At 36.4% G+C, this 13431-nt stretch carries 17 protein-coding genes; 4 read left to right on the plus strand and 13 right to left on the minus strand.

All coding sequences use genetic code 11. From position 1 onward, the window contains the following. Positions 1-28: 28 nt before the first annotated feature. Genes HSP_RS0109055 through HSP_RS0109070 form a run of 4 tightly spaced genes read right to left on the minus strand, consistent with a single transcriptional unit; the run spans position 29 to position 2097 of the window. On the minus strand, positions 29-310 hold the full coding sequence (locus HSP_RS0109055) for a YciI family protein (protein WP_007524104.1): 282 nt from the start codon (positions 308-310) through the stop codon (positions 29-31). Between the two features lie 53 nt (positions 311-363). Then, entirely contained in the window at positions 364-837 is a 474-nt protein-coding gene (gene yciA, locus HSP_RS0109060; RefSeq protein ID WP_007524439.1) for an acyl-CoA thioester hydrolase YciA, read from the minus strand. Beyond that, positions 837-1376: a septation protein A gene (locus HSP_RS0109065; protein WP_007524642.1), complete on the minus strand. Its 540-nt coding sequence runs from the start codon at positions 1374-1376 to the stop codon at positions 837-839. Before HSP_RS0109065 ends, yciA begins: the two co-directional genes overlap by 1 nt. A 1-nt stretch (position 1377) precedes the next feature. Next, positions 1378-2097, minus strand: a complete 720-nt coding sequence (locus tag HSP_RS0109070) for a hypothetical protein (protein ID WP_007524301.1) — start codon at positions 2095-2097, stop codon at positions 1378-1380. Positions 2098-2206: 109 nt separating this feature from the next. Here HSP_RS0109070 and yfbV point away from each other — a divergent pair, with 109 nt between their 5' ends. Together yfbV and ttcA are read left to right on the plus strand one after the other, a co-directional pair. Beyond that, positions 2207-2641, plus strand: a complete 435-nt coding sequence (yfbV, locus tag HSP_RS0109075) for a terminus macrodomain insulation protein YfbV (RefSeq protein WP_007525357.1) — start codon at positions 2207-2209, stop codon at positions 2639-2641. Between the two features lie 68 nt (positions 2642-2709). Continuing rightward, complete coding sequence (gene ttcA, locus HSP_RS0109080) at positions 2710-3645, plus strand: tRNA 2-thiocytidine(32) synthetase TtcA (RefSeq protein ID WP_007524998.1); 936 nt, start codon at positions 2710-2712, stop codon at positions 3643-3645. Positions 3646-3711: 66 nt separating this feature from the next. Here ttcA and HSP_RS0109085 read toward each other — a convergent pair whose 3' ends face one another. From HSP_RS0109085 to infC, 7 genes are all read right to left on the minus strand, one after another. Further along, positions 3712-4596 carry an NAD(+) kinase gene (locus HSP_RS0109085; protein ID WP_007524885.1) on the minus strand — a complete coding sequence of 295 codons (885 nt, stop codon included), beginning with the start codon at positions 4594-4596 and terminating at the stop codon, positions 3712-3714. 30 nt (positions 4597-4626) lie between these two features. Further along, positions 4627-5994 carry an ATP-binding protein gene (locus HSP_RS0109090; protein ID WP_007525045.1) on the minus strand — a complete coding sequence of 456 codons (1368 nt, stop codon included), beginning with the start codon at positions 5992-5994 and terminating at the stop codon, positions 4627-4629. Then, positions 5987-6652 carry a response regulator gene (locus HSP_RS0109095; RefSeq protein WP_010129926.1) on the minus strand — a complete coding sequence of 222 codons (666 nt, stop codon included), beginning with the start codon at positions 6650-6652 and terminating at the stop codon, positions 5987-5989. Before HSP_RS0109095 ends, HSP_RS0109090 begins: the two co-directional genes overlap by 8 nt. 161 nt (positions 6653-6813) lie before the next feature. Then, on the minus strand, positions 6814-7107 hold the full coding sequence (locus HSP_RS0109100; RefSeq protein ID WP_007524585.1) for a YajG family lipoprotein: 294 nt from the start codon (positions 7105-7107) through the stop codon (positions 6814-6816). 118 nt (positions 7108-7225) lie between these two features. Continuing rightward, positions 7226-7579, minus strand: coding sequence for a 50S ribosomal protein L20 (rplT, locus tag HSP_RS0109105; protein WP_005596075.1), 354 nt, complete (start codon positions 7577-7579; stop codon positions 7226-7228). Positions 7580-7642: 63 nt separating this feature from the next. After that, positions 7643-7840, minus strand: coding sequence for a 50S ribosomal protein L35 (gene rpmI / locus HSP_RS0109110; protein ID WP_005596065.1), 198 nt, complete (start codon positions 7838-7840; stop codon positions 7643-7645). Between the two features lie 402 nt (positions 7841-8242). Then, complete coding sequence (gene infC / locus HSP_RS0109120; RefSeq protein WP_425268520.1) at positions 8243-8788, minus strand: translation initiation factor IF-3; 546 nt, start codon at positions 8786-8788, stop codon at positions 8243-8245. A 198-nt stretch (positions 8789-8986) separates the two neighbouring features. Here infC and HSP_RS0109125 point away from each other — a divergent pair, with 198 nt between their 5' ends. Together HSP_RS0109125 and HSP_RS11010 are read left to right on the plus strand one after the other, a co-directional pair. Then, on the plus strand, positions 8987-9838 hold the full coding sequence (locus tag HSP_RS0109125; RefSeq protein WP_007525143.1) for a DUF808 domain-containing protein: 852 nt from the start codon (positions 8987-8989) through the stop codon (positions 9836-9838). 29 nt (positions 9839-9867) lie between these two features. Continuing rightward, positions 9868-11400, plus strand: coding sequence for a glycosyltransferase (locus HSP_RS11010; protein ID WP_007524916.1), 1533 nt, complete (start codon positions 9868-9870; stop codon positions 11398-11400). Positions 11401-11442: 42 nt separating this feature from the next. Here HSP_RS11010 and HSP_RS0109135 read toward each other — a convergent pair whose 3' ends face one another. Together HSP_RS0109135 and HSP_RS0109140 are read right to left on the minus strand one after the other, a co-directional pair. Continuing rightward, entirely contained in the window at positions 11443-12579 is a 1137-nt protein-coding gene (locus HSP_RS0109135) for a DUF2827 family protein (protein WP_007524697.1), read from the minus strand. Between the two features lie 145 nt (positions 12580-12724). Further along, the coding region (locus tag HSP_RS0109140) for a YadA family autotransporter adhesin (RefSeq protein ID WP_010129934.1) at positions 12725-13431 on the minus strand (707 nt) is incomplete at its 5' end.

A 13431-nucleotide genomic window follows, 5' to 3' on the forward strand; every position in this document is an offset into this window, starting at 1 on the left:
TAAGCGGGGTAAATGTTACCCCAAAATTTTAGAACACTTTTTTAAATGGTTTAATGATGACATCACCATACACACCCGCTTCTACATAAGGATCTTCTGATGCCCAAACTTGTGCATCAGCCAATGAATCAAATTCTGCAATCACGGTTGAACCTGTTACCGTGCTGCCATCTTCACTAGGATTTGGGCCAGCCGTTAATAAACGACCTTCCGCTTGTAATTTTTCTAAGCGGGCTAAATGCGCTGGGCGTACCGCCATACGGGTTTCAAGCATATTTGGATTGTCTTGCGCAAAGATTACATAGTACATGTTCGACTCCTTTTTTGGGTTAAATAGTTTGGTTCAATTTTCAATAAAAAATATTAAGAGACAATACCACGCTCTTCATCGCTTAAACTTTCCATAATACGAATCGCTTCGTCTAATTCTGGATTATTCTCGCGTGGCACAGGAGTTGGTTTGCCTTCTTTATCAATCGCTACATAAGTAAAGAGCGCCTCAGTGACTCTAAAACGTTCATTGATGCCTTGATAAACCTCTTTGATAAACACTTCAACTTTAACTTGCATTGAAGTGCGGCCTAGTTTAACTAAAGTGCCATAGCAACACACCACATCACCTACTGAAATTGGGCGGTGGAAAATCATTTTATCTACGGTTACGGTGACCACACGGCCTTTTGCTAATTCTTTTGCTAAAATCGCGCCGCCCAAGTCCATTTGCGACATAATCCAACCACCAAAAATATCGCCATTTGCATTAGTATCTGAAGGCATTGCTAAAGTTCTTAGTAGTAATTTTCCTTCTGGTTGTTTTGTATAAAGCGTCTGTTTCATTATGACTTTTCCTGTTCTTTAAGATAAGGGTAAATAAAAATGCCTGTCACTAAAGTGGCAACTAAGCTCAACCCTGTCAGTCCAAAAACTTTAAAGGTGTACCAAGCATCACTAGATAAATAATAACTCACATATAGGTTTAACAGCATACAGAGAATAAAAAAGCCTGCCCAACCTAAATTTAATTTTGCCCACACGGCATCCGGTAAACGAATCTCTTTACCTAAAATATGCTTAATTAAAGGGTTTTTAAGCACAAATTGGCTAAATAATAACGCTAAGGCAAAAAGTGCGTTAATTAGTGTCACTTTCCATTTTAAAAATTCATCGTTATTAAAATAAGCGGTTAATCCACCAAAAACAACCACAAAACCTGCGATAAACAGCTGCATTTTTTCAATTTTTCCGTACAGCTTTTTAAGTAAAACTAATTGCACTAGCGTTGCAACCACTAAAACAATCGCCGCTTCTTGAGTGCCAAATAATTTATAAACAACAAAAAAGAGAATCAGCGGAATAAATTCAATCAACTGTTTCATATTAGCCCTCATAAGATTGACGAAGCACTTGATAAAAACGGAAGCCAAAAATCGTTAAAAACAAGGCAAAGAAAATACTGGATCCAATAGAAATTACTTGGAAAACTAAATTCTTACCCAAGTTAGACAATAATGCAGGTAGTAGCTGCGGAATAAGATAAGCGAATACAGCATAGCCTATCATCACTAACATTTTGCCTTTGGTTAAACGCCAAGTTAATTTGACCGCTTGCATTACCGGTAAATTTTCAATCAAGGTCGCATACAGCGCTGGGCATAATCGAAGGAAAATATAGATCCCAAATACTAATAACGGCAAACCAACGACTGAAACGCCATTTCCCATCATATTCCCAACAATAATAGAAGATGCGCCTAAAGAAAGAGGCAATACCGCCAACATGCTCACGCCAATCGCAGCAGGTAAACGAGCAAGTGCCATGCCTACAGATTGAAAGAAATGGCGGAAACTGCCATCGTTGATCGCTTTAATATTTAAAATGATCAACACCGAAACATAAAGATTCAATAAACTGAGTATAATCGCCAATAATGACTGCCCTTGCGTGGGTTCTAATGTAACCGACGTAAATTGTTCTGCCATATAAAGATTAAAAATACTCAATGATAAAAACAAACCAACAGCGATAATCGAAAATTGGGTTTGATTACGTATAAAATTCCAACTCTCTTCTAAAAGTTGTAGAAAATTGATTGGCATAGAAAATCCTTTCCAAAATAAAAGTTAGCAAAGTATAGCAACAGATGGCTTGAAGTGCATTAAAATTTGCCTTACTCTAACAGCTGAATTTCCCTGATTGAGAACTATCATGAACGAAATGCTCAAGGCTGGTCTGCGCTATTTGCAAACTTATCCGAATCAGAAAAAACTCTCGCTTTTTATGCCTGATTATCGTCTGATTCGTTTGGTTAAATTTGCTAACCGTTTTATGCCCGCATTCGCCTGCTTTGCGATTTTATGGCAATACTTTTTTAACGATGCAAGCCAATCCGTGCTCATTAACGCCATCATTACTGCCCTTTTTGCACTTAGTATTCCGTTTCAAGGGCTATTTTGGCTAGGTCGGCGTGCTAACTCTCCGCTACCACTGCATTTTTTAGATTGGTATGAAACCTTGCGCCAAAAACTACTGAGTGAGCAAGTCAAAATCGATGTACAAGCGGTGCCTTCTTACCAAGATTTTGCAAATTTGCTTGCTTTAGCTGAAAAAACGTGGGGCAATAAATACTTCGATGAGTTATAATTCGACCAATTTTAACACCGGCGCAAGCATTGCTTGTGCCTTTTATTTTCACTTTAGATTGAATTGTTATGACTGAAACTGATAAAGATAAAAAACAAAACTACAACCTAAATAAATTACACAAACGTTTACGCCGCAACGTAGGAAATGCCATTGCTGATTTCAATATGATTGAAGAAGGCGATAAAGTCATGGTTTGCCTTTCTGGCGGAAAAGATAGCTACACTTTGTTAGATATTTTGCTAAATCTAAAACTCAATGCACCAATCAATTTTGATATTGTGGCCGTTAATCTTGACCAAAAGCAACCTGGGTTTCCTGAACATGTATTACCAGAATACTTACAAAGTGTTGGGGTGGAATACAAAATTGTTGAAGAAAATACTTATGGCATCGTGAAAGAAAAAATTCCTGAAGGCAAAACAACTTGCTCACTCTGCTCTCGTCTGCGTCGCGGTATTTTATATCGTACCGCAACGGAATTAGGAGCAACTAAAATTGCACTTGGACATCACCGTGATGACATGTTAGCCACACTCTTTTTGAATATGTTCTACGGTGGTAAATTAAAATCTATGCCACCAAAATTGATTTCAGATGATGGCAAACAAATTGTGATTCGTCCATTAGCTTATTGCAAAGAAAAAGATATTGAGAAATACGCCATTGCAAAACAATTCCCAATTATTCCGTGTAACTTATGTGGTTCACAACCGAACTTACAACGCCAAGTGGTGAAAGAAATGTTAAACACTTGGGATCGTCAATATCCAGGGCGTTTAGAAACGATGTTCAGTGCTATGCAAGATATCGTACCTTCTCATCTTTGTGATCCGAAGTTATTCGATTTCAAAGGCATTAAACATGGTCAAATCATTGCGGGGGTTGAAGGAGACACTGCATTTGACGAAGAAGAACTACCAGCCGTTCCAGCTGCACTTGAAGCAGATGATGACAACGACTATGCAGATAATGGCTTAATTCAATTTAAGTCTGTCGCATAATGTAAGAAAGGGTTGAATTCAATTATTGAATTCAACCCTTCTTCGTTTAACGAACAATGCTGTTAACTAAAACAACTTACTTCCCCACCCCAGCTTTGAAGCAAGTACTGTAAAATAATTATAATCTTTTAAATGTAACAACTTTAATTTCGCACTACTTTTTCGAACAACTATGCGATCGTCTGGAGTAAACGGCAGATCAACTTGTCCATCACAACTTACCTCTAATGCTAGCTGTTTATGTTGTGCAAAACGCATTGAGATATGGCTTTCTCCATCAATAACCAACGGACGAGAAGAAAGCGTATGCGGATACATCGGTACCAATGCAATCGCATTCATATTAGGAGTCAGGATTGGCCCACCTGCAGAAAGCGAATATGCCGTAGAACCAGTTGGGGTTGCAATAATTAATCCATCAGAAAGTTGAGTAAAGGCAAATTTACCATCAATATACACTTCAAATTCAATGGTTCTGGTCACTTGGCTTGGGTGAATGACCACTTCATTGAGCGCTTTACTGCTAGCAATTTTTTTACCATTACGCTCAACAATTGCTTCAAGTAAAAAACGCTCTTCTAGTTCATATTCACCTTTTTCTAAACAGCTATAAAGCTGCTCAAAAGCAAATTGTGGTGCAATATCAGTTAGGAAACCTAAGTTACCACGGTTAATGCCAATCAATGGCACTTGATGTGGTGCGAAATAACGCGCCATTCCTAGCATATTTCCATCACCACCAATCACAATAATGAGATCAGCTTTTTGCCCAATCTCCGCTAATTCTGTTGAATTAGGTAGATTGAGTGATTGGGCAATTTTAGCTTCTACAAGAATCGTATAATGACGATCTTTAAGCCAATTATATACCGCTAAATGCGTTTCTAATGCGCTTTCATAGCGCGGTTTTCCAACAATTCCAATTGTCTGAAAATGTCTATTTTTATTCATTGTTGCTCTACTTATATTGATAGCCTTAAGCTAATCAAAGAAAATTTCAGCTTTTAACCCGCCCAAAGAACTACGAGACAAAGCAAAACGTAAACCATGTAAGGTTAAAATACGCTGAATAATCGAGATACCTAAACCACTGCCTTTTTTATCTTGTTCAGACTCTACAGGGCGATCTGCAGGGCGATAAAAAGGTTGACCGAGTTTAGCTAGATGTTCATCACTCACCCCCTGTCCATTATCTTCAATAATGAAGCTTTTGGGGCTTAATGTTAATTGAATTAGACTTTTCTCTGGCGTGTAGTTTATTGCATTCTCAAGCAGATTACGCAATACCATCGCTAATAAAGTCCCTTTCCCTTGTTGCCCTTTAGGAATTCCAATGCAATTAAATTGAATATCTGAACCTTTTAATTCTGCTTGATGATAGCACTGACTCACACCTTGCTCAATCCATGTTTGCCAGTTAATCTCTTCTAACGAATCAAGCTCCGTTAAACTTTCTAATCGAGACAACGTTAACAACTGATCCATAAGTTGTGTGATTTGATCGATACCCCCCAATAAATTGTTTAATGCACGCTTATGTGCCTTAGGATCATCTTGTGTCATTTGTGCAATTTCAGTTTGAATTCGTAAACCTGCAAGTGGGCTGCGTAACTCATGCGCTGCATCAGAAGTAAAGCGGCGTTCACGATTGAGCATCGTATGGCTACGTTCAAAATAATGATTTAAGCTTGCGACCAATGGCTGGATTTCTTTTGGTAAAGATGGAACCATTATTGGATTCGTATCATCTGGTTTACGTTGTAAAACTTGTTGTTCTAATCGTCTTAACGGTGAAAGTTCTTTAGAAAGTATGCTACCAATAGCAATCAACAATAAAGGTAACGCAATTACACCTCCCCATAACTTAGAAAGCATCATTTCCATGATAATATCATCGCGATAATCTAACTCCTGCGCTACAGCAATATATACATCGTTAGATTTTAACCAGAATATTCGCCACGCTTCGCTTTCATCATCATCGGCCTCTAAAATTTGACTAGTATGAAACCCTTTTTTAGGAGTAAAAGCAATAAATTGCCCGTTACGCCCATCGTTCATAATCAGATCACCACGTTCGGTAAAAACTGCAAAAGCCAATGCATCATCATCAACATGCTTTTCATAACGTTTTTCAGGCTCTTGAACTTCATGGAAACCTTGCATTAAATTAGAGGAAGCGAGCCGTTCAGCAAAAAAAACCAACTGGGTATCAAATTGGCGATTCATCTCTTTTTTAAAACTGACACATTCAATGGCCGTCGCAATCAGCCAAATCAACAGCGTAATACTGGATAACGCAAGCATTAGCCGTAACCGCAAACTTTTATTTGCCCAGATTTTATTCATCGCCATTCCCTAATTTATAACCAATTCCATGCACCGTTTTAATCCAGCTTTTGCCTAATTTCTTACGTAAATTATGAATATAAACCTCAAGCGCATTACTGCTTAGCTCACTATCCCAACTATATAATTTTTCTTCAATCATTGTTCTAGATAGCACTCTTGTTTGATTATTTGCAAAGAGCTCTAACAATTTAAATTCTTTAGCTGTTAATGAAATTGGCTGATTATTGAGCATGACAGTATGTGCATTTTGATCAATTACTAATGAGCCAATTGTTAAATTCGTGCTGCTTTGCTGATAACGGCGGCGAGCCAAAGCTTGCAATCTGACAACAACTTCCATTAGCGCAAAGGGTTTACATAAATAATCATCTGCCCCCGCTTGAAAACCAGAAATTCGTTCATCTAAAGTATCGCGAGCAGTCAGAATCAAAACAGGTGTATCTTGGTTTTCTTTTCGCCATTTTTTTAAAATATCCATACCATCCATTTTTGGTAATGTCAGATCTAAAACTACGGCATCATAATCTGTCATAAATAGCGCTTCAAATCCTTGTTTACCATCTTCAAACCAATCCACAACAAATTGCTGTTTAGTTAGCCCTAATTTTAGGCCTTCTCCAATTAGCCTATCATCTTCAATCAATAATACTCGCATCGAATTTCCTCATAGAACAAGCGGTCGATTTTGCAAAATTATTTACAAAAACGACCGCTTGTGGCTCATTTATTGTGATTTTCAACCACATCAATCTTTGTACTAAAACTATTAAATCAAGAAATGCTTAAAGAAATCTTAAGCTAAATGATTTTTTTATTTTAATACCAATATCCAGAACCCAAACCAATATGATGACGTCCCCAGCCATAACCATATCCCACTGATGGATAAATAGCTGGTACTGACTGTATTCTTACTTCTTTAGAACGACGATCACTTTGATTTAAAGCTTCATTATTCGCAGGATTATTTTTATCAATCGTTTTGCCTGTTGCAACACGATGCTGATAAGCTGCTACGGCTTGCATATCCATTGGCACAGAACTTTGCTGTGGCGGTGTAGAACAAGCTGCAAGCAAAGCTATTGAACTGCATAACATTAATTTTTTCATCATGATTCCTTATAAATTGCAAAAAATCTATTTTTTAGACCGCTTGTTATGCGATTTTATCCTAAATTATAATAAAAAAGGACGCCAATGGCGTCCTAATTTTTATCTAACTTTAAAATTAAAGTGCAGATTTTGCTTTTTCAACTAATGCAGCAAATGCTACTTTATCGAATACAGCGATGTCAGCTAAGATCTTACGGTCGATTTCAACAGATGCTTTTTTCAAACCATTGATGAATTTGCTGTAAGATAAACCGTTTTGACGAGCCGCGGCGTTGATACGAGCAATCCATAATTGACGGAATTGACGTTTACGTTGACGACGGTCACGGTATGCATATTGACCAGCTTTAATTACTGCTTGGAACGCAACGCGATAAACACGTGAACGCGCACCATAATAACCTTTAGCAGCCTTAAGAACTTTCTTATGGCGTGCTCTTGCAATAACACCACGTTTTACACGAGCCATTATTAAATCTCCTAATGTATATTAAAAACTAAAATTCACTAAAGTACGTCTTCACGCAAACGCTTATGCGTATGGTAAACACGCTACTACTAATACTTGGTCTGCTTTCGCTACCATTGATTTGTGGCGTAAGTGACGTTTACGTTTAGTGGTTTTCTTAGTCAAAATATGACGTAAGTGAGATTGTTTACGTTTGAAACCGCCAGAAGCTGTTTTTTTGAAACGCTTAGCAGCACCACGTACTGTTTTAATTTTAGGCATTGTTAAAAAACTCCGCATTGTTTTTGGTTTAAATGAATAATCAGGCGAACTCTTGCGAATTACTTGCTAGCACTAATTACACTACTTTGCGATTTACATCGCCATCTAAAAAGCAACTCAGGCTGCTGAGTTTGCCTGTTTGCTTTAGTTTTTCTTATTTACACAGAAAAACTTGGGCATTATACTTTTTTTTTATTTTTTTCAATATAATTTTGATGTTTCTTCACTTTTATAGAGAATATTGTGTATGAAAACCAAATTGATGTTGATGAAGACGAAAAGAATTATAAAAAATCTTGTGAATGGGAAAGCAAAGAAGGCTGTGAGGCATTAAAAAAGCTAAAATAAAGGCATTGCACACAAAGTAAAAAAGCAACCTCAAGGTTGCTTTTTTATTGTTTATTATTTCTTCTTCGGTGCAATCACCATAATTGCTTGGCGACCTTCCAGTTTACCTGGTGCAGCTTCAACCACTGCAATTTCTGCAGTATCCTGTTTTACACGCTCTAACACATCCAAACCAATGTCTTGGTGCGCCATCTCACGACCACGGAAGCGAACGGTAATTTTTACTTTATCGCCATCTTCTAAGAAACGAAGAATGCTACGTAATTTAACTTGGTAGTCACCTTCATCAGTACCTGGACGGAATTTAATTTCCTTCACTTGGACTACTTTTTGCTTTTTCTTTTGCTCTTTAGCCGCTTTTTCTTTTTCGTAAATGAACTTACCGTAGTTCATAATACGACAAACTGGTGGTTCAGCATTAGGGCTAATTTCCACTAAATCTAATTCCGCTTCCTCTGCTCTTGCTAACGCATCTTGAATGGAAACGATACCAACTTGTTCGCCATTTTCATCAGTTAAACGAACTTCTTTCACACCACGAATTTCATCGTTAAGACGATGTGCACGATTCGATTGTACACGTTTGACAGGTTTAATAATTCTAGTCCTCTAGTTAGTTTGCATTTGCAATTTTGTTTTATGCAACAAAATTGAATATTCCGTCGTAAATTCGACATAAACGTTGTGGATTTTAAAGGATTTTATTTTATTATGCAATAACAGAGCGCATTCTTTCGTAATACGGTGAAATAGCGTAAAATAGCAAAGTTTAATTTTTACCTTTATTTAGGAATCTCAATGGCATTTAGCTCATTACTTACATTATTAGATGACATTACTGCAGTATTAGACGATGTTTCCATTATGTCTAAGGTTGCAGCAAAGAAAACTGCCGGTGTTATCGGAGACGATTTGGCACTGAATGCCAATCAAGTTAGTGGTAAAGATATTCGACCAGAACGAGAATTACCGATTGTTTGGGCTGTTGCTAAAGGCTCCCTTATCAATAAAATCATTTTAATTCCACTCGCCTTACTACTTTCTATTTACCTACCTCAAGCCATTACAGTGTTATTACTATTAGGTGGCGCTTATCTCTGTTTTGAAGGTGCAGAAAAAGTACTCCATTCACTGTTTCATCGAAAATCCTCTGAACATCATGAAGCAGTATCTGAGGCTAGTAAAATTAAAGGTGCAATTCGTACTGATTTTATTCTTTCAGCAGAAATCATCATTATCGTATTGGGTACAGTACAAGATTCCTCTACATTAACAAAAATCCTTACCCTTTCCGCAATCGGCTTCGGCATTACTATTTTTGTTTACGGATTAGTTGGGCTCATCGTAAAACTAGATGATATTGGTTTATGGATGCTAGAGAAGAAAAATGCGTTAGCTAAAATGGTTGGAAATAGCATTATTTTTCTCATGCCATGGTTGATGAGAAGTCTCTCTATTTTAGGCACTATCGCCATGTTTATGGTTGGAGGAGGCATTTTCTCACATAATCTTCCATTTGTTCATCATTTTATTGAGCAATTAAATCTATCCCCCTTATTATTCTCACTGAGTGATTTTATTGTAGGTGCATTAGTTGGCTTGTTGCTTTGTTTAATTAGCTTACCTATTCTCAGATTATTAAAAAAATAATTTTAACTTTAATACAGAAGAAGACTATTATGGAAAAATTAACCAGTTACATTATTTATGACGCTGAAAAGGCTGAGACGCTTAACCATTTTTTAAAATGCGCAGATAATTCTGTTGTTATCCCGATAACTGCCATAAGTAAAGAACAAGTTAAATTATTAGGTAATTCATCAGCATTATTTAATATAAATAAAAATAATGAAGAGCGTAATAGATTGGTTAATGACAAAGAAATTGCTCGTACGCTTTCTCATATTCAATGCTGGAAAGCTATTGCTGAAAATGAACAGTTACAAGAGAATGATTTTGCCTTAATTGCTGAAAGTGAAATACAACTCGTTGAGAATTTTACTCAACTTGCTATCAACTATGCTAATAAATATCCTGATTATGGAATTATAAAATTACAGCACGACGGTGCTCATCGTTCTGGAGAGCGCTTATTTCAAACTGGTGATGAACCCTATGCCATAATTTATGGCGATACTAATCAATATAACTATGGTTGTTCACTATATCTCATTCGTAAAGATGTGGCTAAAAAGTTAACTACCCTTTTAAATGAAACTAAGCCCTATTGGCTTGCTGATCAATTCACCGCATTTTACGATCCTAAAAACATAGCCCAAGCTTGTTATTTATTAGGTAAACTGCCTCAAAAAACATTACAACCCAAAATAGAAAATCCCCTATTTAGTATTATCGTGCCTATCTATGATGTTGAGCGTTACCTAACCCAATGTATTGAATCTGTATTAGCACAAGATTACTCCAATTATGAACTCATTCTCGTTGATGATGGTTCTCCAGATAATTCTATTGATATTTGCATCAAATATGCTAAACAATATTCTAATATTGTTGTTATCCATAAAATTAACGGTGGATTATCTGATGCAAGAAATGCAGGCATTCAAATAGCTCGAGGAGAGTATTTAATGTTTTTAGATAGTGACGATTATTGGGAAGGCACAAATATTCTTTCTGACCTTGCTAATATTTCGAAAGAAAATCCAGATCTTATCACCTATGACCTTACATTTAGTTATAAAGATAATAAAAAAGAACATTATCCTATTTCTAAAGATGGGTTAAGCGGGAATTATATTACTGACTTTTATCTATTAACTAATCGAAATATATATAGACCTTCAGCATGTAATAAGGTAATTAAAAGAAAAATCATCATCGATAATCAACTTTTTTTTCCAAAAGGAAAAAATCATGAAGATTTAGATTGGAGCTTTAATCTTGCTCCGTATATCTTAAGCTATGCAATTTATGATAGCTATTTTTATACCTATAGAACTAAACGATTAGGATCAATTACTGAATTTGTGAAGCCTAAAAACACTAAAGATTTAATAGATATTGTACTAGAAAAACTAAATAAAATTGAAAATATGAAGAATTCGCCTTTAGCTAAAGGACTTTGTGAATACTTAATTAAACAAAAACAGTTTATCTATGATTCTTTCACATTACTGGCTGAAGAACATCAAAAAACATATCAAGATGAATTTAACAAGTTGAAAGAGTTACTCACAAACATAGATAAATAAATCAAAAAAATCCCTCGGGCTGAGGGATTTTTGTTAATCTCACTAAGAAAATAACCGCTTGATTTCTTTCTCATATAAATAGATATTTATTGGATTTGTCGGTAACTGAGAATCCAAGTATTCATTTGCTCTTTTTACATATTCATCATGATGTTTATCATGGTTATCAATCACATCAAGTAATACTTTCGCGCCTTCAAATGCATCAAACTGATCGTAATAATAACCTACACCTTTAGGGATTAGTTTTGAATTATGAATAAATGGATAGCCACCATACAAAGCATCATTATAGGCATAATTCAAACCATTTTCCCACTGATGACTTAACACTATATCCACATAACGCGTCAAAAAATCTGGCATTTGATAACGCTTTTCTACTGTCATCACACCATTTTTAACTAACTCTGTTCTACCTATAAAATTAAAAAAAGTTGGATTATCTTTTTTATCATAAGTATTACACATATAAACATTTTTTATTTTATCTGGCTGTTCACGATAAGCTTGCTCCGCAATCAATATCGGGGTAAAACAAGTTTTTACTACATTAATATTCGCTTCAAAAGATGCAATTCGTTTTGCTTTTTTATCTGGATCAGGTTGATAGCCAAAAGTTAAATTGTGCTCATCTTTAATCTGTTTAATTACTTTATCACAAAAAATTGGAGACCAAATTGCCGGTACAACATAAGCTGAACAGCGATACATTATTGAAAAATAAGATTTACAAGTATTTTCATGTTGTGGAATCATCCAGACTGCATCAAATAAGGTTCCATTAAAGACTCTGCCGGCTTTCTTATCAAAAAGAAAATATTCCATGTCCATAATAAAATCATTACCCATTTTATAACAAACCACTTTTCCACCATGTTCATGCATACGAGCCACTTGATGAGGCTCAATAATCAATGAACCTTCAATTAACACATCTAATTGATCAATAACATCTTCAATATAAGCATATTTAAGATTCAATCCATCCAACATAAATCCTTCTGGAGGTGTGGTTCGTTTCTCTGGCCCCCAAGATACTAAAACCACATCTTCTACAATAGATGAATGTTGAAATAAATGAAAAAGATGAATGACATTTTGATTAGCGCCATTCGCCCAAATATCGGTCACATCAGATTCTAAATTAAATGTAATCCCAATTTTATATTTACGCATATTTTTAATCCTGTTTCTTTCTAATTTTATTATCTGATAGCTTTCACAAGCGGTCTTATTCTAGTCAAATTTTACAAATAAAAACCATCAAATAATAAAATCACTCGGGTTACCCCGAGTGATTTATTCACTAATTAGCGCTTAATTACCATTGGTAACCAACACCTGCGCCAACATTGTAGTCACCTTGTGTAGTTGCCGCACCACTCACTTTGAAGATAACACGGTTGTTATCGCTCGCACGAGAGTAACCTACAGCTACCGCACTTTGACCTTTGTAGTTACCTACACCAAGACCAAGCACTGAGCCACCTGGTTTAGTCACTTGTGGAATATTCGCTGCAGCTGTTGCTCCTGCGATACCACCACGAAGTTTCTTATCAGTTTTCTTCAATTCGCTACGAACTGCACCAACTGAACGATCAACATATTGTTTATTCGCTGCATCAGTGCTACGGATTGGATCCGCAACATTCGTTACACGACGCTCATTGCCTTGGCTACCTACTGAAACAGTATTCGCTTCATTTGCTACAGAGCCTTGACCAAGTGCTACAGAGTTATTTGCAGTAGCTTTAGCACCTTGACCCACAGCTGTTGAGTTTTTACCTGACGCTTGTGAGTTATTGCCTAACGCAGTGCCGTTTTCACCACTTGCATTTGAACCATAGCCCACAGCTGTTGCATCTTTACCTTTCGCTTTCGCACTATCGCGTTTGCTGGTGTTATCAGCTGCAGATGCTGTTTTACCGTCTTTACTGATCAAACCAGAATCTTCAATACGTTTCACTGAAGTTTCTGCTGCTGTTGCAGAAGATGCTGCTGCTGTTGCTGAAGAACCTGCTGCAGTTG

Source organism: Haemophilus sputorum CCUG 13788, from assembly GCF_000238795.1.
Classification (GTDB): domain Bacteria; phylum Pseudomonadota; class Gammaproteobacteria; order Enterobacterales; family Pasteurellaceae; genus Haemophilus_A; species Haemophilus_A sputorum.